Below are 24,143 nucleotides of genomic sequence, written 5' to 3' on the forward strand. Positions count from 1 at the left end.
TATTCTATGACAGAGCAAACTACGACTGATCAAAATCAAGTTGATCAAGCAGTAGCCGAAGGCGGTGCCTATGAAGTCATTCGCGCCCGTTTAACCGAACAAGCATCTAAGCTTAAACAAAAAGTCGAAAGCCTTAATCAGGCGCGTATTGCAGAGTTTGGTCAAGCCAAACTTGATGTGCTTAGCCGGGTGCGGGTGCGCACCGAAAATAATTGTGTGGCTAGGGATATAGTGCCTGTAGGCGATAATATCTTATTTGGTTACAACGTTTTTATTGGGCTAAAAAAAGAAACCAAAGTCCAAGATGTGTTTGCCCTGTACAAACTCAAACAAAACGACTCGGGCTTTGAATTGGACGCCCAAGACTTGGCTGGCAGTTTTTTAGCAGATAGCACTTTTGTTAAAGAATTTAACGAGTTGTATGTCTATTACAAAGAAGCGCGATTAATACAGCTTAAGGTACAAAATCAAACCCTGTTTGCGGTGTTTCAAATTGGCCGAAAGATTGATGACACTCGAGTATTTCAATGGCGAGTCAATAAAGACGGTAGCGCCAGTTACATCGACAACCGCGGCGAGCGAGCGATTAAGGTTGCCGCCTCCCATGATTTTGAATGGCATAAAGCTGGGCGAGAAACCCATGAGACGGGGCAACATCCACACGTTAATATTCTCGATCAGGTGTTTGTCGAAACCATAGGTGGTCAATTAACGATTAAGGTAGAAAACAATACTGAAGATGGTTTGGGTATCTATAACGAATCGGTTGAAGATCAAACCCAAAGCCTAGCAGATGCCGACATCCAATATGCACAAATTGGCAGCTTAATATTGCTAAAAATCCAACCGTATCGAGAAAAACAGTATCGCTTTTTAGTCTTTAATACCCGCACTAACCAAGTGAACCGTATCGATGCTATTGGTTTAGCTTGTGTGTCTTTGCCGGAAGACCACGGCATTATTTTCCCTGGCGGTTATTATCTACAAAATGGTGAAACTAAATCTTTCCCAGATGAAATTCAAGGCTTGCAGTTTAAACGCACCATTCGTTCGCCCAATGGTGAAGACGTACTCTATGTATTTTACGAGCCTGAGTCGGGCTTAGTGGGTCTGTACTCTTACAATCTAATTCGTAAAGAGTTACAAAACCCCATTTATGCCCATGGTTACAGCGTGTTTGAAAATGGCACTATGGTGGTCTTTGTTGCCGAAGACGAAGCTACCCGTGTTCATCCCATGCAAGTGTGGGAAACCCCGTATTTCAGTCAAGAGCATGCTGCTAAACAACCTACATCCGATAGTTTTTTCAGCCGCATTGGCAACAAAGAATTAGTGCGCGGAATTTCTGATTTAATCGCCATCAACCGCAGTGTGGCCAATCCCAATCCAAGCCGTAATTTATATGAAGATCTAATCAAAACCTGCCGTACTATGTTTGATAGTTATTACTGGTTAGCCGAGCCAGAAGTAGACGGTTTAGGTGAAGTGGTTAAACAAATCACCGCCACGGCGGAACTGGTGATTGATGAGTTTGTAAAAGTCGAACAAATTCGGGTGCAAGCTGACAAAGCCCTTACTCAAGCCGAGCAAAAACAAGCTGATGTATTAGCCACCATTAAAATAAGCGATTGGCAATCACCAGAACAATATGTCGAATGTTTAACGGCGTTGCGACAACAACGCGGGCATTTAATCACTCTCAAAGAGCAGCGCTACATCAATCGCCAGCGTATCGCTGAATTAGATACCCAAGTAAGTGAACAATTTGAGAGCGTCAGCAGTGCCACAGTTGAATTTTTAGCGGCGGATAAAGCCTTACAGCCTTATCATGACAAAATAACCACCCTAGAAAATAGCTTAGCCCAAGTGACTTTGGTGGTGGATATAAAGCCGCTCATTGAAGAATTGGATAACTTGTCTATTGGTTTAGATTTATTGACCGAGATCCTTAATGGTTTAAAAGTCGACGATGCCACCATTAGAACTAAAATTCTCGATGATATTTCAGAAATTTACGCCAAGCTTAACCAAGTCAAAGCTCAGGGCAAAAAACGCCGCAAAGAGTTAGGTTCAGGTGAATCATCAGCCGAATTTGCTGCTCAGTTTAGGTTGTTTTCTCAAAGTATCAACAGTGCCATTGCTATGGTGGATACGCCCGAAAAAGCCGATGAGCAGTTATCCAGATTAATGATCCAGTTAGAAGAGTTAGAGTCCAAATTTAGCGAATATGACCAGTTTCTCAGCGATATTATGGATAAGCGGGAAGAATTACACAGCGTATTTGAAAGTCGTAAACAAAGCCTACTAGAAGACCAACAGCGCCGCTCGCAAAACTTATTTGGTGCCGCAGAAAGAATCTTAAAAGGTGTGAGCAGGCGTGCGCAGTCATTTAAGGATGCAGACCAACTCAATACCTATTTTGCTTCTGATCCTATGGTGATGAAAATTGCTGATCTTGTCACTCAGTTGCGCGAACTGAACGACCCCGTTAAAGCTGACGATTTAGAAGCCCAATTAAAAGCAGCCAAAGAACAAGGTATTCGCAGTCTTAGAGATAAACAGGATATTTTTGAAGATGGCGGCGCTGTTATTAAGTTGGGTAAACACAAATTTAGCGTCAATTCACAAAATCTTGATTTAACTCTGTTGCCCCGAGACGATGGCTTATACCGTCATTTAGTGGGGACTGACTATTTTGAACGTTTAGATAGTCAAGAACTCAACGACCTTAAACCTTACTGGCAACAAGCCTTAGTTTCTGAAAATGATAGGGTAAGCCGAGTCGAATATTTAACCTCACTGATTATTCGTGATGGTGAGTTACAGCAAAATGGTCAATCCATTCATGCTTTGTATGAAAGGTGTCATGACCCCAAAGCATTGCTGGAATTAGTGCGCCAGTATATGACTGAACGTTACCAAGAAGGTTACGAAAAAGGGGTGCATGATTCCGATGCTGTCAAACTATTGCAGGCTATTTTACCAGTGCATCAAAAAGCAGATTTACTGCGTTTTTCGCCTAAATCACGAGCTTTGGCCATGTTATTTTGGGCCTTTTCGAGTCGCGAAAAAAACCAACAAAAAATTTGGCAAAGCCATGCTTTTAGTGCCCAATTGCTCGCCAAATCATTTAATAGCCGCAATGGGTTTGAACAATTACAGCAAACACTCCAGCAAAAAATTCAAGCCTTTTGTTTGCAGTTTTCACTTCATTTTGAAGAGCATGAAATTGCACAAAGCACTGACTATTTAAGTGCTGAATTAGCCCAGCCTAAGTTGGCGTTTATCAGTAGTCAACCCGCTAAAAGTTTGTCTGAAAATTTCACTAAACAGTTAGACACCCTAGGGCATTTACATGAATTCCAAAGCGCCATGGCGCAGTTTAATCAATTGCTTGAACAAGCCGAACCTAAACAAACTCAAATTGCAGGTTTAGAAGAGCAATGGAGTTTAACTAACGCTTGGCTTGCGGCTACCTTAGGCGAAAAAGACAAGGCACAATTAACTCATTATTTACCAGAGGCCGCGGCCTTACTTATTTGCCATGGCAAACTCAATGTTAGACCGAGTAAAGTTGATCTGAACATCACAGTAGATGGGCTACTCAGCGATCATAAAAACATTGAAAACAGTCAGCTCAATATTGCGTTAGATGAATACAGCGAACGACTCAACCAATACCACAATCGGCATGTAGCGAATTTTCATCGTTACCATCAACTGCGCCAGCAAGAAATGCAGGCCAGTAAAAAGGAATTACAACTTGACGCTTACAAAGCCAAGCCCCTTAGTTCTTTTGTACGTAACCGTTTAATTAACGAGGTCTATTTGCCGATTATTGGTGATAACCTCGCCAAACAAATGGGCACTATAGGTGAAAACAAACGTACCGATTTAATGGGCTTATTATTACTAATTTCACCACCGGGCTACGGTAAGACGACTTTGATGGAGTACGTGGCGGATCGCTTAGGCTTAGTGTTTATGAAAATAAACTGCCCATCACTTGGCCATGATGTTACCTCAATCGATCCCGAAAACGCCCCCAATGCTACCGCAAGGCAAGAGCTCGAAAAGCTCAATCTTGGCCTAGAAATGGGCAGCAATGTGATGTTGTATTTAGACGATATTCAACATACTCACCCAGAGTTTTTGCAAAAGTTTATCTCATTGTGTGATGGCACTAGACGCATTGAAGGTGTCTGGAAAGGCCAAGCTAAAACCTATGACATGCGCGGCAAAAAATTCTGTGTGGTGATGGCCGGTAACCCTTATACCGAATCTGGCGATGTGTTTAAAGTGCCCGACATGTTAGCCAACCGTGCCGATATTTATAACTTGGGTGATGTGCTCGGTGGTAAAGAGGAGCAGTTCGCCCTTAGTTATATCGAAAATGCCCTCACCTCGAATCCTGTGTTAGCTCCTTTAGCACTGCGTGACATGCAAGATGTGTATAAATTAGTGGCTATGGCACAAAGTGGTAACAACAATAGTAGTGACTTGAGTCATCAATACAGCAGCGCTGAAGTGAATGAAATCATTAGTGTCTTGAAACATCTAACGGCCATTCAAGACGTGATCTTAAAAGTGAACCTTGAATATATTCGCTCAGCGGCCACTGCTGAAGATTACCGTGAAGAACCGCCCTTCAAATTGCAAGGTAGCTATCGGAACATGAACAAAATGGCCGAAAAGATCTCGGCTGTAATGAATCATGACGAACTTATGCAATTGATAGGCGATCACTACACAGGTGAAGCACAAACCCTCACCTCAGGCGCCGAAGAAAACTTACTTAAATTAGCCATATTGAGGGGGGTGATGGATTCAGAAAAAACCACCCGTTGGCAACATATCTGTAGTGCCTTTGGCAGTAAAAAAAGCCTAGAAGTTGAAGGCGACCCCACCACCCAAGCGGTGCAACAATTAGGTCACATTTCTAATTCTTTAGAAGCTATAAAAATAGATATGCAACAGTCGGATACCACAGATTTAATTAAACCCATCAATCGCGTGGCCACTGCTATGCATCTGTTAAGCAAGGTATGGTCAGGTGCCTCAGAAGATGATTTTAAGAAGAAAAAGTAATTTGAAAATCATGTTTAAATTGGCCACAGTAGACAAGATAACTTAGAAAGGTAATAGATATGAATGGTGCAGGTGGCAGTTCAGGTGGTATTGGTCAGTTTTTTATTGGCGTGATTATGATGTGTGGCGGTTTTTATTTGCTACTTAATTCCATCACTGTCTCGTCCAACTTTGGCCTAAGTTCAAGGTTATTCGGTTTCGGTAACAACTTCGGTGTCACCGGCGGCATGATCATGATCCCCTTTATTTTTGGCATAGGCCTAGTCTTTTTTAACGCTAAAAACATTTTAGGTTGGCTGTTAACCCTGGGCTCAATCACCGCCCTAATTTTTGGTGTAATTTCATCAGTAAGATTTAACCTACGTACAATGACAACTTTTGAGTTGATTGTGATTTTGGTATTAGCTGTAGGGGGATTGGGATTGTTTTTAAGGTCGTTGAAGAAGATTGATGCGAAGTATAGTTGAGTTCATTGCAGTGTTTTGGAGCTAGAATGAGCCAGTGACTATGTTAAAGCGTGTCAATCGGGTAGCAAAAAACATATGTCGCGAAGCGTGCTGTTAAAAGGTGATACCCACCTTAATTGCATTGAAGTGGGTAACCGTCTGGGAGGTTTTATTAATACATTCGAATCACTATTCAACCAGCTTACTAACAACAGTTACATTACTGTGTAATGTCTTATGAACTGGACATTTATCGGCAATTTCTAAAAACCTTTCTGTTTGTTGTTCTGTCAAATCGCCAATAAAACTAATATTACGCACAATCGCTTCTATGCCGTTTTGCTGTTCACAATTGTCGCAATCTTCGATGTAATTGCGTGTATGTGTTAGTTCTACTTTTATATGTGCTATGGGCAGCTTTTTACGCTGAGCGTACATTCTTAATGTCATTGACGTACATGCCCCTAAACCAGCAAGTAGGTGTTCGTAAGGATCTGGACCTGCATTTTTACCACCGACTTTAACGGGCTCATCTGCCAACCAGTAGTGGCTTGCAGTGCTAACATGTTGAGTGAACTTGTGATCTTTTTCTTCCACTAAAACATGCCCCTGAGCTACCTTACTTTGATAGGTTTCTGCATCATTTGGTACGTACCTACTTGCCCATGCTGCTATAACAGCTGCAGCATATTCAGAATCATTTTTATTGCTTAATAAATGATCTGCGCTGTCTAAGCTTACAAAGCTTTTTGGGTGCAGCGCGGCTTGATAAATTTTTTCAGCTTCTGAGATGTTAACAATAGTATCTACCGGTGAATGCAACACTAACAGAGCTTTTTTGAGTTTACTGATATGCCCAGTATCGTAGCTATTAATGTCGTCTAGGAACTGTTTTTGTATCTTAAATTTGCGACCAGCAAGATTTACTTCAGCTTCACCGTTTGCTTCTATATCGTCAATATGAGCAGCAAAATTATGGGTCACATGTGCCGCATCTGATGGCGAGCCAATAGTCACAACCGCCACTGACTCAGGCACTTTCTGAGCGACGCCCAATACTGCCGCACCACCTAAACTGTGGCCTATGAGTAATTTTGGTGCGCTATATTCTTTACGTAAAAAATCTGCTGCTGAGACTAGATCTTGTATATTTGAAGAGAAATTTGTATTCGCAAAGTCACCATCACTATTACCTAAACCAGTAAAGTCAAAGCGTAAAACGGCAATACCTTTAGCAGTCAGTGCCCTGCTAATACGAGATGCCGCTGCCACGTCTTTACCACAGGTAAAACAATGGGCGAAGAGAGCATAAAATTTAACATTCGACTCGGGTGTTTCTAAAAGCCCGCTGAGTGTGTGATTACCACTGATAAACTCTACTTTTTGACGCATAACAAATTCCTCTAATTCTTAAGTAAAAACAATTTCAAATGTTGCCGAATAAAAACTCGGTCCAAAACCTAGGTGTGTACTCAATATGATGAAGAAAATACTGGATCCTTTAATATTTGCTGGAACTGTCAAACTGAAAACTCATAACTAATTGTATAAACGCGCATAATGCAATCCCCGACATTTGACATCATCCACTACTTTTCGATCTTAGAGCAGCTGCTCTCCATAAAACCAATTATATATTTTGCGACTTCTACCGGCTTTTCTTCCACTGTAAAATGCCCTGAATCTAATAAGTGTAACTCTGCCTTTGGCACATCTTTTAAGTAGGCTTGCGCACCAGCTGCAATAAAGGCTGGGTCTTTCTTACCCCAGACAATCAGTGTGGGTGGTTGATGCTTTCTTAAGTAGGCTTGCCACTTTGGATAATCTAGCAGGTTATTGTAATAATCTTGCAGCAATTGAACTTGAATTAGTCGGTCTTTTTGGGTCTGTAAAAAATGTAAATCGTGAGTCCAACTATCTGGGTTCATAATAGCTGAGTTGTTAGGTACGTCACGTAAATACTGCTTGTTGATAATGGCTGGCTCTCCAGTAAACGAATAAAGTTTATCTAGCTGAGCTTGTGATCTATCTTGATTAGCCTGTTTAAAGAACGCCTGTCTAGATGGCGTTAACCCCGCTAAATATGCATTACCATTTTGAACAATAAGTGTTTCTAGTTTATCTGGATGGTTTAGTAACATTTTAAAACCAACCGGCGCGCCAAAGTCTTGAATATATAAGCTATATCGTTCTACTTTAATATGCTCAAGTAACCCATTTACGTATTCTGCCAGTAAATCAAAGGTGTATTTTTGCGCTGCTGGATCGGGGCGTTCACTATAACCTGAGCCTAAATAATCAGGGGCAATAACATGATAACGCCCAGACAACAGCGGAATAAGTTCGCGATAAGTATGTGACGACGACGGGTAACCATGTAATAACACTATAGTTTGTTTATGTTGTTCACCGGCTTCTCGGTAAAAAATTTGTTTTCCTTGTATGCTTGCATAACGATAAGAGGTTTTTGAAGGCCATGCAGCATCGGCAGCATTAACCTTAGATGTGAGTGTAACTAAGGAAACAAATATTAGGCTGATAAACATCACTATAGTTGTGAGTAAGGATAAAGAAGGCTGTACTTGATTAGAAATGGAAGGGTATTTGGATTCTATTGCCTTAGCTTTAAATAACGGTATTGGTAATTTCATGGGTATCTCGATATAGATTAGCTCAGAGAAGACCTATGACCTGTGTATTTTTGTTCAAAATATTATTTATTTTTAAATCGAACAAGCAAAGAAGGAATGGTAAAAACAAGACCTTCGACATCTCATATGAGTATTTCGAGGATAGCCAATATCACCAAAGTGCAGAGTAAAATTACTGAGTTACACTTTCAAAATAGCTGTGATCGTTAAGGGCTTTGCTTATCATCATGGCGCCTTCAAGCAAACTAATAGTAACAATAGCTGCGTGTACCGGATCAGGTTCGCCGTTGGCATTATGTGCAGTCGTTAACCAAGCCAAATTTTCATTAAAAAAACGTTTTACTTCGAGGCGTACTTTGTCTGGTAGGCTTTCACTTTGCGCACCTAATAATCCACATAAACACATTTTGTCATCGGTGATTAATGCACTTCTAAATAGTTGAGTGTATACATCGATAGGGTTTGTGCCGTTTATTTTAATATTGTTGGGATCGCCTAATGCGGCTAAAAACGAATTAGTATATTGATGTGCGACCTCGGCGCCTAAATCGGCTTTTGTTGGAAAATGATAGTGCACACTCGCACTTTTAATACCTACTTCGTTAGCAAGCTCCCTAAAGCTAAAATTACTGTAGCCACCTTGGCGTACCTTATCCTCTGCCGCTTTTAATAGAGCTTCTTTTTTGGTCATTTTACTATTTCCGATCAGTGTGATGGCATTATCAACTGGCAAATTATTATTTACAAGCAAGAGCAGATCTTCATTATTTTCAGATACTCTTTTCACGTTATTTTCGCCATGTTTGATCTCCACTCTTCATTTTAAAAGTTGACTTAGTATAAATTAAATAATATAAACTACCTATCAGTAGGTAGGTAAGGCTGGTAGCTCTTTTTTAAAACTCATTTAGTAGAGATAATCCATGAAAATATATGACGTAGAAAACTTTCCCAATCCACTTAGAGTCCGTATTGCATTAGCAGAAAAAAATGCCACTTCGAATGTTGAGTTCATTGCTGTAGATTTAATGAATGGTGAGCACCGTACGGATGCCTTTTTGGCTAAAAATCCATTGGGTGCTGTGCCTGTGCTTGAATTAGATGACGGCACGTACATATCTGAATGTTCGGCAATTATTGAGTATATCGATACTGAATTTGCAGGCGATTCTTTAACAGGCACTACTGCCAAAGAACGCGCAATCATCAGCATGATGCAAAAACGTGCCGAGTCTACAGTACTTGATGCGGCAGGTACGTATTTCCACCATGCCACAGATGGCTTAGGTCCAGTGCTTGAAACCTATCAAAATAAAGAATGGGGTAATAAACAAGGAGAAAAAGCCAGTCAAGGTTTAGTGTATTTTAATGATGTATTAGCTAACTCACAATTTGTAGCTGGTGACACCTTTAGTGTTGCAGATATAACGTTATTTGCTGGGTTAGTCTTTGCAGGTTTTGCACAAATAGCCATACCTAGTGAGCTAACACATTTAGTTGCATGGCAAGAAAATGTAGCTAAGCGCCCAAGTGTTGCAGGTTAAGTACAGATATTAATATTTAGGAGTCAGATATGAAAATTGCAGCCGATTTTAGCCAACGTGTTGTGGTACATAGTGAGTCACTTGAGTGGATCCCATCACCTATGCCTGGTGTAGACAGAAGACCGCTTGATAGAGTGGGCGACGAAATTGCACGTGCAACAAGCATAGTGCGCTACGCCCCCGACAGTGAATTTTCACCTCATGTGCATACAGGTGGCGAGGAATTTATTGTACTTGATGGTGTATTTCAAGATGAACATGGCGATTTTCCTACTGGCTCCTATATAAGAAACCCACCACAATCTCGGCATCAACCAGGCTCTAAAAATGGTTGTGTTATCTTTGTAAAACTATGGCAGTTTCAAATGGAAAACAGAACTCAAATACGTTTACAAACTGATTTTATGGCAAAGATTGCACATCCAGATTTTAGCAAAGTTGCTGTGACACCTTTATATAAAGATGCGTTCGAAGAGGTGAGTTTGTTGTATTTTGAGCCTGAAGCAGAAATATCACTAAATGTGCAAGGTGGCGCAGAATTACTTGTATTGGAAGGTACCTTAGATGAGCAAAGCGACACTTTGGTTAAAGAAAGCTGGTTACGAGTGCCAATAAATAGTGAAATCAAAGCAAAAGCGGGTAACAAAGGTGCAAAAGTGTGGCTCAAAACCGGGCATTTAATGGATGTAGATAATCAAATTGCACGGGTACAAAATGCTTAAATTGTATTAGTTGTTATTCACTCTGAATCTGGAATTTTCTAGTGCCAAAGCGCGACTGTGTCCGACAGTCGTCTATGAGCAAAAAGCAGTGAAAGCAAAAGACGAAAGCTTCTCACCACAGAGATGTATGGACTCCCTCCCCCTTGGAGGGGAGCGTAATAAGTAAGCAAACTTTTACCAACAGCAGCCCATACATCTCTGTGGTCCAAATACTTTTTCGAAGGAATTAGCCCACGGCTTTTAAAATCACTGGGGTTAGTGATTCTGGTAGGGTTATTTTGCCAGCTAAAACAAATTCATGCGCATCAGCAGACATTTTTTTCCAGGTTTTACGGATGATATCTATCCACTTTTGCTCTGTGTATTCAGGATGCTTGGCAGCAAAATCAAGCATGTAATTTTCAATAAAAACTAAGCCAACCACGTCTTCCAGTAACTGGGTATCAGGGTTTGATTTAATCCCCACTTTAGCTACAGCATCTTTAGCCCGTTTAATTTCTTGCTCACTAAAACCCGCTTGAACCATGATGCTGGCCACTTTATCAGCATGAAAGATATAAAGATCACTACGCCACTTATGATAGCCCTGCTTATTCATAGGGTAAGCACTACGGGGAGATTGCCAGCGTTGAATATGCTGGCCGTGAATAGCCAGTTTTATTACAAAGTCAGCATCAGGCTTGTAACGCGCTAACATGTCGGACATGCGTCGACTATATAACTGCTCCTTTGGCCAAGCTTTACCTTCAGCTTGCACAATATTAGGATCCTGACTGTTGGCGTTATCAATAAGATTAATAGCTTGTTCGTAGGCAGCTTGAGTCATAACACTCTCCGTATAAATAAGGTGAACAAAAAATTGATATAGATGGGTATGGTAACCCGAATCTAAGCAGTTAGAGTAAAGGTTTTAGAAGCACTGTGCTGTTATCTCGATCCAATTATGAACACAGAAAAGGAAATTAATCAGGCATTGCGTGACTTTCAGCACGGCGTTTAGGCTTAGATTTAGTTAACTCAGTTAATTATTTCTCATGAAGTGCTAGCAGCCTCTCAATTCTGCGTTGTGCCACCCAAGAATGGCATTCAAAAATTCTTTCAAGTCGCTTCCTTAAATTTTGCACATTTTCCTTAGGCGTTCTGGATTATATTTAGCCCAATGCCGAGACGAAATTGACATTTATTGGCAACTAAGAACTTATTTTTCTGCTCAGGTTAATGCTCACATTTACTAAAAATGTACCTAAATAATAGGATAGCCCTCTAGAGGAAAAGTCATGTTTACTCATAAAAACTTTTTAGCAGCACTATTTGGTGTGGCGGTTTTGTCAGTATTGAGCGCCTGTGGGGGAAGCTCGTCTGACTCTAACAATTCCGCAACAGCCACCGACTCTAATTCAGACAATGACACCGGTACTGGCACGGGCACAACAGCAGCCTGTGATACACCAGCGACAGAATTGTCGAGCGCCTTTCTGGAATTTGTGGCTGCACCTAATGTGACAGTTGTGTTATCTGAAGACGGATGTAGCGTTTCTTTAGAATCTGCAGGAAAACCGGACCATACTTCCTCTTATTGGGACGCAGGTAATGCTAGCGGTTTATATGTTGAGCCTGAAGATGCCTCTTTATTCGCTGCGCAACGATCGCCAGGAGATATTGAGGACTATACCAACGATTTTAACTTGACCGTTTCGGTTTCTCCACAACTAGCAAGCAGCTCCTCTGCCACTCCCCTTGGTGCAATTGGTATTGCATTGAGTGGCGCTCCAATCTTCAATGATTCTGAAGGTAACGGTGATGTGTCTCTTGGTGTTATTCAAGGTTTCGATCGTAATGGCGCACATACTGGCCCCCAAACCTATCATTATCATTTAGAGCCGAAGGCTATTTCTCATGATGATGATGCATTGGTTGGTATTATGGCAGATGGCTTCTTTATTTTTGGACGTAGGTGCTACGCTGTGGGGGACTATCCCACTGACCTTGATGAGTCGAATGGCCACAGCACAGTGACCTTGTACACAGGGTCAGGGGCAGAAGATGCAGAGTACCATTATCATGTTTCAACTGAGCAATATCTCAACGGCGATTATTATTTGATTTTCCCTGGGAACTTCCAAGGCACCCCGAGTGATATTAATTAAAAGCCGCCTAGGTATTTTTGAGGTTTGTTGCTTATTGGTCGCCTTGGCAGTCATTTGTATATCTGTTTGGATACATCTACAGGGGCCATTGATTGTCGATAAATCAGAAATTTCAATCAACCAAAAAGGCCAGCGTGTTTACCAAAACCAAGCTTTCACTGGCGAAATGGTGAGCTACCATACTCCCGGTAAGCTTGCTACCGCAGACCAGTTTGTTAATGGTAGACGTCATGGATATGCCAGAAAATGGTTTGCGGATGGACTGTTAGGTTATGAGTCACATTATGTGTCGGGGGCGAGGGAAGGCATTACCCGAAGTTGGTGGTTTAATGGCAATCCTCGTTCCGAAACCTTTTTTGTAAAAGGGAAATCAGAAGGGGTCGCTTGGCATTGGTATCGAAGTGGCGCTAAGTTTAAACGCTATAACACCCTAGCGGGCAAGCCTGTTGGATTACAACAGGCTTGGCGTAAAAATGGGACTTTGTTCAGTAATTTTGAATATAAAAATGGGCGAATTTATGGACTTAGAAAAGCAAATAACTGTGTTGGACTCGAAAATGAAGTTATCTCTCCTGATTATTATGCATCGCAAGATTATTAAGCTAGTTACAAGCACACTACTACTTGTGGTCGCATTGAACGTATCTGCTGAGAGTTTGCCATTTTACAACAGTAAAGAATTTACACCTCATTGGATCGAGCCAACTAGTGCAAAACTCGAAAATTTTCATCAAATTCCTTCATTCAGTTTTGTAGATCAGGACGGTAAAAACGTTACCGAAAAAAGCTTCGAAAATAAAATCTATGTTGCTGGATTTTTCTTTAGCACCTGCCCGGGTATTTGCCCAATGATCAGATCTAAGTTAGCTAAAGTGCAAGAAACCTTTGTTGAAGACCCTGAGGTAAAAATTCTGCAACACTCTATTCGTCCTACTACAGATACGGTTGAAATATTGAAAGCCTATGCCGATGAGCATGATATTAAAAGTGGAAAATGGCATGTAGTAACGGGTGATAAAGATGCCATTTATAAGCTTGCTAAAACCGCTTATTTTGCCAGTGATGATTTAGGAAATATCCAAAATACCAATGATTTTCTGCATACTGAAAGTATTTTACTAATAGATAAAAACCGCCATATCCGTGGCATTTACAATGGTTTAAATAGCGCCTCTATGGCTTATTTAATTGCCGATATAGAAAATCTTAAAACAGAATTTCTAAGTCAATAGTCCATTATTGCTATCAAGTAGTAGGTGCGAAGAATAGGTTTAGTTATGTAAACAAAAAAAGCGCCGAGGCGCCTTTTTTACTCATTAAATAGCAAAGACTAGTTAGCTGTTTTGCTCACGAGCAATGGCGCGATAAGCAATATCATCACGATAAAACATGTCTTTGCAGCTAATGGTTTTAGCTAATTGATATGCATTTTGCTGAGCTTCGGTCACGGTATTGCCTAATGCCGTTGCACAGAGTACACGACCACCATTAGTCGTGATTTTACCGTCAACACTTTTAGTACCAGCATGGAATATTTTACTGTTAGCATCGCCAAGTTCTAAGCCTTCTATAACGTCACCTTTATTGTAACTGCCAGGGTAACCACCTGCAGCAAGGACTACGCCTACAGCAGCTCTGGCGTCAAAGGCTGCTCGAATTTGGTCAAGTTTGCCATCTAGGGCGGTTTCGACCAATTCAACTAAGTCAGATTGCAAACGCATCATTATGGGTTGCGTTTCTGGATCACCAAAACGGCAATTATATTCAATGACTTTAGGCGTACCATCGGCCATTATCATTAGCCCTGCATACAAAAAGCCCACGTAGGTATTACCTTCCTCAGCCATGCCAGCAACGGTAGGATAAATCACTTCTTCTAGCACTCGCTGATGGATATCGGGGGTCACAACTGGCGCAGGTGAATACGCGCCCATACCTCCGGTATTCGGGCCGGTATCACCATTGCCTACTCGTTTGTGATCTTGGCTGGTGGCAAAAGGTAAAACGTTTTTGCCATCCACCATCACAATAAAGCTGGCTTCTTCACCATCGAGGAACTCTTCGATCACCACGCGGCTTCCGGCTTCACCAAAAGCGTTACCCGCCAACATGTCACGGATAGCATCTTCTGCTTCGGTTAATGTCATGGCCACTATTACACCTTTACCAGCAGCAAGGCCATCGGCTTTGACTACAATTGGTGCGCCCTTTTCTTGCACATAAGCAATGGCAGGTTCAATTTCGGTAAAATTTTGATAGTCAGCGGTAGGAATTTTGTGACGTTCCAAAAAGTCTTTAGTAAAGGCTTTTGAACCTTCTAATTGCGCTGCAGCTTGAGAAGGCCCAAATATCTTTAACCCCTCGGCTTGAAACGCATCCACTACGCCTAACACTAAAGGTACTTCAGGGCCGACTATGCTTAGGTCGATCTGGTTTTGTTTCGCAAAAGCTAATAATCCAGCAACGTCTTCTGCTCCCACATCAACATTGGTAAGTTTATCTTCGGCTGCTGTTCCAGCATTACCTGGTGCTAAGAAAACTTCAGAGACTTTTGCTGACTGAGCCGCTTTCCAAGCCAATGCATGTTCGCGACCACCGCCGCCAATAATCAATACTTTCATAGTGTTAGTTTTTCTTTAATTAAGGTTTTATAAATTTTAGAGTCATTCGAGTACTTTCACCGATAGCTAAATATTTAGCGCGGTCTTTGTCGCCTAAACGTAAACTAGGTGGAAGGGTCCAAACGCCTTTCTCATGATCAGATGAATCTAATGGATTGAGGTTAATGTCACTCTCAGCTACTAAGGTTAACCCCGCTTTCTTCGCTGCAGCTACTACGGCCGATTGTTTCATATAACCGGATCTCTTTTGCATTTCGTCAGTGGCTGATTCGGGTAGTTTGTGATCCACCACGCCAAGCACACCACCTTTTTTGAGAGCCTTAGCAAAGCTGATAAACGCTTGTTCGATACCTTCTTGTCCCGCATCCATATACCAATTATGCACATTGCGAAAGGTCAACACGCGGTCTAAAGAGCCAGCAGGAGCAAAGTCTTGTGCCTTGATGTGATGAAACGCGGTGACTTTGACATTTTTATAATTTGGGTCTGTCGCTACTTTTTGTTTAAACCCATCAAGCAGACGTTTGTAATAACCTGGCGCACCATCGTAAAGGTAAAAATGTGCCGCATAATATTGGCCTTTGTCTTTAAGTAATGGCGCTAAAATATTGCTGTACCAACCTCCACCAGGGGAAATTTCTGCCACAGCCATATCTGCTTGAACATCAAAGAAGCGCAGAGTTTGTTGCGGATTGCGGTATTCATCGCGAATTCTTTGCTCAGCGGGGCGGTTTTCATTGCTCACGGCATCAATAATGGCATCAGCAAACACAGGGGTTGAGCTTAGTAGTGATATAGAAACTGCAACTTTTAATACATGTTTAAACATAATCTTCTCTCTTATATTCACATTAGGATTAACTAGATTGTATCGACAATATGCTCAAGAGGTAACAAAAAACGGAGCCAATATTATTGAGGGTAACTAACCCCAATGGTGACTCCGCTTATTGAACTAAACTATTAGTGTTTAAAGTGGCGCATCCCAGTGAAGACCATAGCAATACCATGTTCGTCTGCGGCATCAATCACTTCTTGGTCGCGCATTGAGCCACCGGGTTGAATAATGGCACTGATACCTGCAGCAGCAGCAGCGTCGATACCATCACGGAATGGGAAGAATGCATCAGATGCCATGACCGAACCTTCAACTTGTAAGCCTTCATCAGCCGCTTTTATGCCAGCAATTTTTGCAGAGTATACGCGGCTCATTTGACCTGCGCCTACACCTATAGTCATGCTGTCGTTGCAATACACAATAGCGTTTGATTTCACATACTTGGCGACTTTCCAAGTGAACATTAAATCTTTTAACTGTTGCTCAGTGGGTTTTACTTTAGTGACCACTTGAAGTTCGTCTTCTTCAACCATGCCAAAGTCACGGTCTTGGACTAATAAACCGCCATTAACGCGCTTGAAGTCGTGGCCTTCGGTTAACTGACCTTGCCAATCGCCGCACGCCAATAAGCGTACGTTTTTCTTGGCAGCAACCACTGCTACAGCAGCATCACTAATAGTTGGAGCGATAATCACTTCAACAAATTGACGATCAACTATTGCTTGAGCCGTGGCTGCATCGAGTTCGCGGTTAAAAGCGATAATGCCACCAAAAGCTGAAGTAGGATCGGTTTGATAAGCGCGATTGTATGCACTTAAAATGTCATCACCTAAAGCAACACCACAAGGGTTGGCGTGTTTAACAATAACGCAGGCTGGTACATCAAATTCCTTTACACACTCTAACGCTGCATCGGTATCGGCAATATTATTGAAAGACAATTCTTTACCTTGCAACTGAGTCGCTGTAGCAACCGATGCTTCTTGAATAGTATTTTCAACATAAAAAGCGGCACTTTGATGGCTGTTTTCACCATAGCGCAAATCTTGTTTTTTAGTGAATTGCATATTGTAAGTGCGCGGGAATTCACTGTGCTGATGACCACAGTTTGTAGCACATTCGCTTGATTCAATCATGGCGCCGAAGTAGTTGGCAATCATGCCATCGTATTCAGCTGTGTGTTCAAATGCGGCAATGGCTAAATCAAAACGTGTGGCTTTGGTAACAGAGTTGTTGTTGGACTGCATTTCGGCAGTAACCCGAGCGTAATCTTTAGCGTTAACCACAATAGTAACATCGTTATGGTTTTTAGCTGCGGCACGTACCATAGTAGGGCCACCAATATCGATGTTTTCAATGGCGTCTTCTAAGCTACAGTCTTCATTAGCAACGGTCGCGGCGAAAGGGTACAAATTCACTACGACTAAATCGATAGGTTGAATGTTGTTGTCAGCCATGACTTGTTCGTCTTGTCCTCGGCGAGCCAGAATGCCGCCATGAATTTTTGGATGCAAAGTTTTCACTCTGCCATCCATAATTTCTGGGTGACCAGTGTAATCTGATGCTTCAATGACGGTTAAACCATTGTCACTGAGTAATTTTGCAGTACCACCAGTTGATAAAAGCTCTACACCTTGGCTTGCCAAGAATTGGGCAAACTCAAGTAGGCCGGATTTATCAGATACGCTTAACAGGGCGCGACGAATAGAAGTTGCTGGAGAGTCTTGTTGCATTTTTATTCCACTAGTAAAGGGCAAAGGTTTTGGCAGATAAATTGGTATCTTTGTTTGTTGACTATTTGGTCATGCTTGTCACAAACAAAAAGAGCACCCAAAGGTGCTCTTAAAACTAGGCAAATAAACTTAGTTCATGCCGTATTGTTTTAGCTTCTTACGTAAGGTGCCACGGTTGATACCTAACATAGTAGATGCTTTTGTTTGGTTTCCACGTGTGAAAGTCATTATTTCTTCTAACATTGGCGCTTCTACTTCGGCCATGACTAGCTCATATAAGTTTTCGATGTTGGTATTATCAAGTTGTTTTAAATACTTGTTTACCGCTTGTTTAACAGAATCACGAAGAGGTTTTTGAGCCTGTGTTTGCGAAGGTGTGGTTACCGTAGTGGTAAATGGAGAAGTTACATTTTGTTCGAACATATACAATCGAGCTCTTTAAGTTAGTCATATTAAGCAGCAGGTGAAACGTCTTCAGTCACCGATGAAAGTGCTGGTTCGCCTGCCAATTTATCAAAGTACATAGTTAACGCATCAAGTTGCTGCCTTGCATCTTCAATGACGTTGAACTTTGCACGGAACAGCCTTTGCTGGTCGTGTTCAGCCAAATACCAGCCCACATGTTTGCGAGCAATTCTGCACCCCATAAAATCACCATAAAACTGGTGAACATTGGCGACGTGTTCCAGCAAAACGCTACTCACTTCATCAATGTCAGGCGCAGGCAATATTTGACCTGTTTGCAGATAGTGCAAGATCTCGCGGAAGATCCAAGGATGTCCTTGAGCCCCGCGACCGATCATCAGCGCATCTGCTTCGGTGTATTCCAATACGTGCTTAGCTTTTTGCGCGCTGGTTATATCACCGTTGGCAACTACAGGTATAGACACGGCTTGTTTAATTGCCTTAATGGTGTCGTATTCTGCGTCGCCTTTGTACATACAGGCTTTGGTGCGACCATGCACCGCTAATGATTGAATGCCGTTGTCTTGTGCAATTTGGGCTATTAATAAGCCGTTGCGATTTTCAACATTCCAACCTGTGCGTATTTTTAAGGTAACAGGCACATCAACTGCTTTTACTACCGCCTGAATAATTCTCTCAACCAGTAGTGGATCTTGCAGCAATGCTGAGCCTGCTAACTTTTTATTCACTTTCTTAGCCGGACAACCCATATTGATATCAACAATTTGCGCGCCGTTACCTACATTAAACTGTGCTGCTTGTGCCATTAATTCAGGATCAGACCCTGCAATTTGCACCGAACGCACACCCTCTTCACCTTCATGATCCATCCGTTGTTTGGATTTATCTGAATTCCAAACCCTAGGGTTGGACGAGAGCATTTCTGATACTACCAACCCAGCCCCAAGGCGTTTACATAGTTGCCTAAAGGGTCGGTCTGTCACTCCCGCCATGGGAGCTAGCATCAAATTGTTTTCTAGAGCATATGGACCAATCTGCATAATATAGAATGACTTTCCTTCACTTTTAATTGTGCAAAAATCGACCGTGCTTTAAAAAGGGGCGCAAGTTTAAGGGTTTTTTGTTGGCTTGGAAAGGCTAGAAATCAAACAAATTTGTACTTTTTTTAAGCAAACCATATTGACTTTATAAAAAGCAGCTATTTAAAAACTGGTTTACCAGTGTTTGATGTAAAATCGTTACCAATATGTAAATAGTTAAGCTTAAAAAGCCTAACGTTTGATATTGCCGAGTAACATATCTTTAAACATAACCCAATCACCAATCAAGCTGTAGAGGGGATATTTGAAGGTGGCTGGTTTGTTATGTTCAAAAAAGAAATGACCAGCCCAAGCAAAGCCGTAGCCCAAAACAGGTAATAACCATAACAGCATCCATTGTTCTGTGATGGCGACATAGGCGATTAGTAATAAAATCAAAGTTGAACCAACAAAATGCAGACGTCGGCAAGTCATGTTTTGGTGCTCAGACAGGTAATAAGGATAAAATTCGGCAAAACTGTTAAATTGTACAGGCGCTTGTTGGGTCATGGCGGTTTACTTCTAGCTTGCTGTTTGATTACAAATTTAACATAGCGAATCAACGCAAAATGTCTACTAGGCGACAGTTTAAATTTTGCACTTAATCACTATCTAAAACAACCAATGCCTTGAGTTTCAATGATTTGGCCCCATCCAAAGTTCAAGCAAAAGTATACGGACTCTATTATGAACAATGTGGTTGATATTACCCCAGAAAATTTCCAACAAGTTATTTTACAGGACTCGCAAACACAAGTCGTGATGGTGGAGTTTTGGGCTGAAGGTTATGAACCCAGCCAACAGCTGGCGCCAGTGTTAGCCAATGTGGCTGCGAAATTTAGCGGAAGTTTATTACATGCCCGTGTTGATTGTCAGCAACAGCAAGAAATCGCTGGGCAATTTGGTGTGCAAAACTTACCTACAGTCATCTTGGTAAAAGAAGGCCAACCCATAGACGGTTTTGCCGGTGTGCAAACAGAGGCAGAAATTATTGCTGCATTTGAGAAACACTTACCCAAGCCAGAAGACGCTTTGTATGAACAAGCGGTTGAGCTAGTCAGCGCTGGAGACTACCAGCAAGCTTATACTGTGCTGAAACAAGCCCATAATATGAATGGGCAAAGGGCTGATATCAAGTTATTACTGGCCGATTGCCAAGTTGAATTGGGGCAAATAAAACAAGCCAAAGCTTTGTTAGACACAATTGGCTTGGTTGACCAAGATGCTTTATATAATAGTATTTTGGGTAAAATTGAGTTAGCTGAACAAGCAGCTGAGTCTCCTGAAATAAAAGCCTTACAAGAGCAATTGGCACAAAATCCTGATGATCTAGAGCTTAAAGTGAAACTTGCAGTGCAATTGCATCAAGCCAATCAAATAGAAGAAGCCTTAGAGCTTATCTTATCTGTCTTATATAAAGACCTTAATTTTGGTGAAGCGAAAAAGCTGACTCTAGATATGATAAATGCCTTGCCTGATGGAGATCCTTTGAAGTCGAAGTATCGTCGTAAAATTTATGGGTTGTTGTATTAGGCTAATAAATTCTCAAAGCACTTTAGGATTGAGAAGTCTTCAAATAAACCGGCAAATGCCGGTTTTTTGCTATTAAAAATAAGCAATACTGACGTTTGGCCTTATAAAACCAAGCATTCAAAGTGTTTTGTTGTTTTTAGCAGCAATATGTCCTTTACTTATTTTTCCTGTAACAATTGTGCCGTCGAAGCAGCAAGACTAGAAAGAGCCGGAGGCAAAGTGCACTCAACCAAAATGGCGATTGGAGGTTATGGTTTTGTCACTTTGCCGTTAGATACTGAGGGCAATATGTTTGGATTGCATTCATTGAAATGAGGTATCTATTTTATGTTGTTTAAGGTTAAACGTGCCGCCCTAAACTCTTTGGCTTTTAATGACAGTCATGCCATTAAGCTAACGTTAGTGATTTTTATTTTATCTGTACCAAATCAAAGCCAAGGTCAAGTTGACCCACAATGGCTAAAAAGTTGGCACCAAGCGGTTGCTATGCGACCTGAAAGTGTGAGTGTTAGCAGTGTCATAGTGTCGCCCAACGAACCAGGCATACCCCTTGTTGTGCATGGACAGATTTTTAAACCTGATGGACAAACATTCGCTAATAGCGTGCTGGTGCATGTATATCATAGAGATCATGCGGGATTCGATTTTGGTGCGAATGACAGAGAGTTATCGACTTGGCGTATACAAGGATGGGCAAAAACTGACAATCAAGGTAAATTTGAGTTTAAGACCATTAGACCCGCCGCTGATCACTTAGGTCGTGAAGGTGGTCATTTTCATTTTACTGTTGTATCTGAAGAGTTTGGCAAACAATGGATGCACAAGATCCATTTTTTAGATGATCCCAAGTTATCTGCCAGAGAAAAACAACAATCAATCGCTCAAGGCCAATTTAGTTGGTTAACCGATGTGAAAACCTTTGATGGAATACAGCATATTAATGTGGCATTTAAATTAAAAATAAAAGCTGACTTTTAGTTTGTTTCCTAGTGAATTTTTAAACTTCACTATAAATAATAGATTAGCTTTATGACAATACGCAGTATTACTTCGAAGGATTATCTACAAGTAGTCGAGTTGTCTATTCCAAACTTGATAAGCCTCACTTTCATATTTCTAAACGAGATTAAGTTGTCAAAAGTATAAAAGAACGATTGGTTATTTAGAATTACGCCATTGCCGTGGTAATTTATAATTAGCTGCTAAATATTTCACTAAAAGCTTAGGAGTATTGTGTCTAACGCTTCTCTGCTTTTCGAAATTTTTGTTAGTTGGTACTAACTACGGTTTTGCGGCTTGTTAAATATATGAAGTTGTTGGGCTTTAAGCGTCAATCAATTTTGCATTTATCTGTTACCACTACTTTTCTAGGAATTGTAAAGGCTAGATTGATAAATGTTTTCACTGGTTCTTTTATGTACGGTTGTTTTCTATTGATGCTGTTGTACCGGAGCATTTGACGGAATTTACATGGGAACCACTTTTATTATTTGTTAGAGCATATAAAAGGAGTACAGCTTGTTTTCTGCATTTAGGAAATCTTTCGGTGGCGGAATGAAAATTTCCGATATTCAAGCTAACATTCTTGCTGGTTTAACGGTTGGGGTCATTGCACTGCCCCTTTCTATGGCGCTCGCCATTGCTAGTGGTGTTCCTCCACAACATGGTTTGTACACAGCTATTGTTGCTGGCATTGTCATCGCCATAGGCGGTGGCTCAAAAGTCAATATATCAGGCCCTACTGCTGCATTTGTGGTGGTGTTATTGCCGATTGTTCAGCAGTTTGGGATAGGCGGTTTATTGGTTAGTGGTTTTATGGCCGGTATTGTTTTGATAATGATGGGATTAGGGAAGTTCGGAAAACTTATCGAAATTGTTCCTTATCCAGTAATCATTGGATTTACTGCGGGCATAGGTGTGGTTATTGGCACCTTTCAGATCAAAGATTTTCTCGGCCTGAATATCGAATCTCTAGATGGAGATTATCTTGATAAACTGATTTTGATAGTGAATTCACTCCCCAGCATTGATTGGCAAGAGCTTTTAATTGGTGGCTTAACCATTACCACACTATTACTGTGGCCGCGCTTTCGCTCAAAAATTCCAGGGCACCTAATCGCCCTCCTAGTAGGTTCTGTTACCGCTTGGTTACTTAGCCAATTCACACAAGACTTTTCCGTTGCGACAATTGGTAGTCGCTTTCACTATGAGATAAATGGCATCACTGGTAATGGTATTCCGGCAATCTTGCCAAGTTTCGAGTGGCCATGGAATTTACCGGGAGCCGACGGTACCCCTATTGGTCTAAGCTTTGAACTGATCAAGCTGTTATTACCATCAGCCATTACCATTGCGATATTGGGTTCCCTTGAATCGCTGTTATGTGCGGTGGTTGCCGATGGAATGACAGGAAAAAAACATAACTCTAACGATGAACTGATTGGACAAGGTCTAGGTAATCTTATCGCGCCGCTTTTTGGAGGGATACCTGCCACTGCAGCCATTGCCCGCACTGCCGCAAGTATTAGAGCAGGCAGCAGTTCACCGCTCGCTTCTGTGGTGCACGGTTTGTTTATTCTTGGTTCGATACTCGCTCTTACGCCTTTGTTAGCCTACATTCCTATGGCTTCTATGGCGGCACTATTATTAGTGGTTGCATGGAATATGAGTGAGCCAAAAGAATTTATTCGGACGATTAAAATTGCCCCAAGAGATGATGTCATTGTTTTGATCTTATGTTTTTTGCTAACCGTTCTATTTGATATGACTATTGCCGTTGCGGTGGGTATAGGGCTGGCCTCTATGTTGTTTATTCGTAGAAGCATCACAATCACTAGTACAACTAGGGTTGAGAAAAACCATGCCGATTATGGTGATCTGCCAGATAGCATTGCTATATACGACATTAATGGCTCATTGTTTTTTGGCTCTGCACAAAAAGCACTACAAGCCATTTCCACAGTGACGCCAAACCTTCGGGTTGTCATACTCGATATGACAGAGGTTAACATGCTTGATATGAGCGCTATTGTTGCAATGGAGTCAATTACAGAGAGCCTAGCTAAACAACATATTTTCCTAATCATCAGTAATTTACAGCAACGAATGGCAGCGAAATTACATCGTGTTGGAATAAGTGATAAATCAGAAGAAGTACAATTTTCAGGGACAGTAGAAGAGGCAATCGCGATGGCTAACAAAATGCTCTAATTGGGTAGCCAGAGACTGTATCTGGCCCCTCAATTGCTTACTAGCGAAGCACTATGTTAATGATAAGATATGATAGTGTACTGAAGCAGACTAAACATTAAGGTT

Annotated in this window: 21 protein-coding genes; 11 read left to right on the plus strand and 10 right to left on the minus strand. The window is 41.4% G+C overall.

All coding sequences use genetic code 11. From position 1 onward, the window contains the following. Positions 1-6 precede the first annotated feature (6 nt). On the plus strand, positions 7-5,088 hold the full coding sequence (locus AAC000_RS04935; RefSeq protein WP_339720626.1) for a DNA repair ATPase: 5,082 nt from the start codon (positions 7-9) through the stop codon (positions 5,086-5,088). 59 nt (positions 5,089-5,147) lie between these two features. Next, complete coding sequence (locus AAC000_RS04940; RefSeq protein WP_339720628.1) at positions 5,148-5,555, plus strand: hypothetical protein; 408 nt, start codon at positions 5,148-5,150, stop codon at positions 5,553-5,555. Positions 5,556-5,723: 168 nt separating this feature from the next. Here the strand turns inward: AAC000_RS04940 and AAC000_RS04945 are convergent, their stop codons facing one another. The 3 genes from AAC000_RS04945 to AAC000_RS04955 all read right to left on the minus strand — a co-directional run bounded on the left by AAC000_RS04945 (position 5,724) and on the right by AAC000_RS04955 (position 8,876). Then, the gene (locus tag AAC000_RS04945) at positions 5,724-6,926 is read right to left on the minus strand and encodes a bifunctional alpha/beta hydrolase/OsmC family protein (protein WP_339720630.1); all 1,203 of its coding nucleotides are present in this window, start codon (positions 6,924-6,926) and stop codon (positions 5,724-5,726) included. Positions 6,927-7,123: 197 nt separating this feature from the next. Beyond that, a complete protein-coding gene (locus AAC000_RS04950) occupies positions 7,124-8,185 on the minus strand; it encodes an alpha/beta hydrolase (protein ID WP_339720632.1) in 1,062 nt (353 codons plus the stop codon). A 172-nt stretch (positions 8,186-8,357) separates the two neighbouring features. Continuing rightward, the gene (locus AAC000_RS04955) at positions 8,358-8,876 is read right to left on the minus strand and encodes a TetR/AcrR family transcriptional regulator (RefSeq protein ID WP_339720910.1); all 519 of its coding nucleotides are present in this window, start codon (positions 8,874-8,876) and stop codon (positions 8,358-8,360) included. A 232-nt stretch (positions 8,877-9,108) separates the two neighbouring features. Between AAC000_RS04955 and AAC000_RS04960 the strand changes: the two genes are divergently transcribed. Both AAC000_RS04960 and AAC000_RS04965 read left to right on the plus strand, forming a co-directional pair. Then, positions 9,109-9,729 carry a glutathione S-transferase gene (locus AAC000_RS04960; RefSeq protein WP_339720634.1) on the plus strand — a complete coding sequence of 207 codons (621 nt, stop codon included), beginning with the start codon at positions 9,109-9,111 and terminating at the stop codon, positions 9,727-9,729. Between the two features lie 29 nt (positions 9,730-9,758). Then, a complete protein-coding gene (locus AAC000_RS04965; RefSeq protein WP_339720635.1) occupies positions 9,759-10,451 on the plus strand; it encodes a cupin domain-containing protein in 693 nt (230 codons plus the stop codon). A 226-nt stretch (positions 10,452-10,677) separates the two neighbouring features. On the opposite strand, the gene AAC000_RS04970 is transcribed toward AAC000_RS04965, so the two are convergent. After that, positions 10,678-11,277 carry a DUF4202 domain-containing protein gene (locus AAC000_RS04970; RefSeq protein ID WP_339720637.1) on the minus strand — a complete coding sequence of 200 codons (600 nt, stop codon included), beginning with the start codon at positions 11,275-11,277 and terminating at the stop codon, positions 10,678-10,680. Positions 11,278-11,728: 451 nt separating this feature from the next. Here AAC000_RS04970 and AAC000_RS04975 point away from each other — a divergent pair, with 451 nt between their 5' ends. Genes AAC000_RS04975 through AAC000_RS04985 form a run of 3 tightly spaced genes read left to right on the plus strand, consistent with a single transcriptional unit; the run spans position 11,729 to position 13,830 of the window. After that, positions 11,729-12,598 carry a YHYH protein gene (locus AAC000_RS04975; protein WP_339720638.1) on the plus strand — a complete coding sequence of 290 codons (870 nt, stop codon included), beginning with the start codon at positions 11,729-11,731 and terminating at the stop codon, positions 12,596-12,598. Next, entirely contained in the window at positions 12,585-13,199 is a 615-nt protein-coding gene (locus AAC000_RS04980; RefSeq protein WP_339720639.1) for a toxin-antitoxin system YwqK family antitoxin, read from the plus strand. Before AAC000_RS04975 ends, AAC000_RS04980 begins: the two co-directional genes overlap by 14 nt. Further along, the gene (locus tag AAC000_RS04985; RefSeq protein WP_339720640.1) at positions 13,156-13,830 is read left to right on the plus strand and encodes an SCO family protein; all 675 of its coding nucleotides are present in this window, start codon (positions 13,156-13,158) and stop codon (positions 13,828-13,830) included. Before AAC000_RS04980 ends, AAC000_RS04985 begins: the two co-directional genes overlap by 44 nt. Before the next feature lie 102 nt (positions 13,831-13,932). Here the strand turns inward: AAC000_RS04985 and purD are convergent, their stop codons facing one another. The 6 genes from purD to AAC000_RS05015 all read right to left on the minus strand — a co-directional run bounded on the left by purD (position 13,933) and on the right by AAC000_RS05015 (position 19,805). Further along, positions 13,933-15,219 carry a phosphoribosylamine--glycine ligase gene (gene purD / locus AAC000_RS04990; protein WP_339720641.1) on the minus strand — a complete coding sequence of 429 codons (1,287 nt, stop codon included), beginning with the start codon at positions 15,217-15,219 and terminating at the stop codon, positions 13,933-13,935. A 19-nt stretch (positions 15,220-15,238) separates the two neighbouring features. Continuing rightward, entirely contained in the window at positions 15,239-16,048 is an 810-nt protein-coding gene (locus AAC000_RS04995) for a methyltransferase (RefSeq protein WP_339720643.1), read from the minus strand. A gap of 134 nt (positions 16,049-16,182) precedes the next feature. After that, positions 16,183-17,790, minus strand: coding sequence for a bifunctional phosphoribosylaminoimidazolecarboxamide formyltransferase/IMP cyclohydrolase (gene purH / locus AAC000_RS05000; protein ID WP_339720645.1), 1,608 nt, complete (start codon positions 17,788-17,790; stop codon positions 16,183-16,185). Positions 17,791-17,919: 129 nt separating this feature from the next. Next, entirely contained in the window at positions 17,920-18,213 is a 294-nt protein-coding gene (gene fis / locus AAC000_RS05005) for a DNA-binding transcriptional regulator Fis (protein ID WP_007619851.1), read from the minus strand. A 29-nt stretch (positions 18,214-18,242) separates the two neighbouring features. Further along, positions 18,243-19,256, minus strand: a complete 1,014-nt coding sequence (dusB, locus tag AAC000_RS05010) for a tRNA dihydrouridine synthase DusB (RefSeq protein ID WP_339720648.1) — start codon at positions 19,254-19,256, stop codon at positions 18,243-18,245. A gap of 231 nt (positions 19,257-19,487) precedes the next feature. Then, positions 19,488-19,805, minus strand: a complete 318-nt coding sequence (locus AAC000_RS05015) for a DUF962 domain-containing protein (RefSeq protein ID WP_339720650.1) — start codon at positions 19,803-19,805, stop codon at positions 19,488-19,490. Positions 19,806-19,982: 177 nt separating this feature from the next. On the opposite strand from AAC000_RS05015, the gene AAC000_RS05020 reads away from it, so the two are divergent. From AAC000_RS05020 to dauA, 4 genes are all read left to right on the plus strand, one after another. Further along, positions 19,983-20,828 (plus strand): co-chaperone YbbN, encoded by an 846-nt coding sequence (locus tag AAC000_RS05020; RefSeq protein WP_339720652.1) that lies wholly within the window; start codon positions 19,983-19,985, stop codon positions 20,826-20,828. A gap of 147 nt (positions 20,829-20,975) precedes the next feature. Next, on the plus strand, positions 20,976-21,143 hold the full coding sequence (locus AAC000_RS05025; RefSeq protein ID WP_339720654.1) for a hypothetical protein: 168 nt from the start codon (positions 20,976-20,978) through the stop codon (positions 21,141-21,143). Positions 21,144-21,155: 12 nt separating this feature from the next. Continuing rightward, positions 21,156-21,806, plus strand: a complete 651-nt coding sequence (locus tag AAC000_RS05030; protein ID WP_339720656.1) for a hypothetical protein — start codon at positions 21,156-21,158, stop codon at positions 21,804-21,806. Positions 21,807-22,346: 540 nt separating this feature from the next. Continuing rightward, positions 22,347-24,038: a C4-dicarboxylic acid transporter DauA gene (gene dauA, locus AAC000_RS05035; RefSeq protein WP_339720658.1), complete on the plus strand. Its 1,692-nt coding sequence runs from the start codon at positions 22,347-22,349 to the stop codon at positions 24,036-24,038. Positions 24,039-24,143 lie beyond the last annotated feature (105 nt).

It is taken from the genome of uncultured Paraglaciecola sp. (assembly GCF_963977085.1).
Taxonomy (GTDB): Bacteria; Pseudomonadota; Gammaproteobacteria; order Enterobacterales; family Alteromonadaceae; genus Paraglaciecola.

Bases quoted from the DNA above. Each gene is read 5' to 3' on its own strand.
- fis (WP_007619851.1), bottom strand. From the start codon at position 18,213: ATGTTCGAACAAAATGTAACTTCTCCATTTACCACTACGGTAACCACA.
- AAC000_RS05025 (WP_339720654.1), top strand. From the start codon at position 20,976: ATGTCCTTTACTTATTTTTCCTGTAACAATTGTGCCGTCGAAGCAGCA.
- AAC000_RS04945 (WP_339720630.1), bottom strand. From the start codon at position 6,926: ATGCGTCAAAAAGTAGAGTTTATCAGTGGTAATCACACACTCAGCGGG.
- AAC000_RS04975 (WP_339720638.1), top strand. From the start codon at position 11,729: ATGTTTACTCATAAAAACTTTTTAGCAGCACTATTTGGTGTGGCGGTT.
- AAC000_RS05020 (WP_339720652.1), top strand. From the start codon at position 19,983: ATGAACAATGTGGTTGATATTACCCCAGAAAATTTCCAACAAGTTATT.
- purH (WP_339720645.1), bottom strand. From the start codon at position 17,790: ATGCAACAAGACTCTCCAGCAACTTCTATTCGTCGCGCCCTGTTAAGC.
- AAC000_RS04950 (WP_339720632.1), bottom strand. From the start codon at position 8,185: ATGAAATTACCAATACCGTTATTTAAAGCTAAGGCAATAGAATCCAAA.
- purD (WP_339720641.1), bottom strand. From the start codon at position 15,219: ATGAAAGTATTGATTATTGGCGGCGGTGGTCGCGAACATGCATTGGCT.
- AAC000_RS04955 (WP_339720910.1), bottom strand. From the start codon at position 8,876: ATGACCAAAAAAGAAGCTCTATTAAAAGCGGCAGAGGATAAGGTACGC.
- dusB (WP_339720648.1), bottom strand. From the start codon at position 19,256: ATGCAGATTGGTCCATATGCTCTAGAAAACAATTTGATGCTAGCTCCC.
- AAC000_RS04970 (WP_339720637.1), bottom strand. From the start codon at position 11,277: ATGACTCAAGCTGCCTACGAACAAGCTATTAATCTTATTGATAACGCC.
- AAC000_RS05030 (WP_339720656.1), top strand. From the start codon at position 21,156: ATGTTGTTTAAGGTTAAACGTGCCGCCCTAAACTCTTTGGCTTTTAAT.
- AAC000_RS04965 (WP_339720635.1), top strand. From the start codon at position 9,759: ATGAAAATTGCAGCCGATTTTAGCCAACGTGTTGTGGTACATAGTGAG.
- AAC000_RS05015 (WP_339720650.1), bottom strand. From the start codon at position 19,805: ATGACCCAACAAGCGCCTGTACAATTTAACAGTTTTGCCGAATTTTAT.
- AAC000_RS04995 (WP_339720643.1), bottom strand. From the start codon at position 16,048: ATGTTTAAACATGTATTAAAAGTTGCAGTTTCTATATCACTACTAAGC.
- AAC000_RS04935 (WP_339720626.1), top strand. From the start codon at position 7: ATGACAGAGCAAACTACGACTGATCAAAATCAAGTTGATCAAGCAGTA.
- AAC000_RS04940 (WP_339720628.1), top strand. From the start codon at position 5,148: ATGAATGGTGCAGGTGGCAGTTCAGGTGGTATTGGTCAGTTTTTTATT.
- AAC000_RS04985 (WP_339720640.1), top strand. From the start codon at position 13,156: ATGAAGTTATCTCTCCTGATTATTATGCATCGCAAGATTATTAAGCTA.
- AAC000_RS04960 (WP_339720634.1), top strand. From the start codon at position 9,109: ATGAAAATATATGACGTAGAAAACTTTCCCAATCCACTTAGAGTCCGT.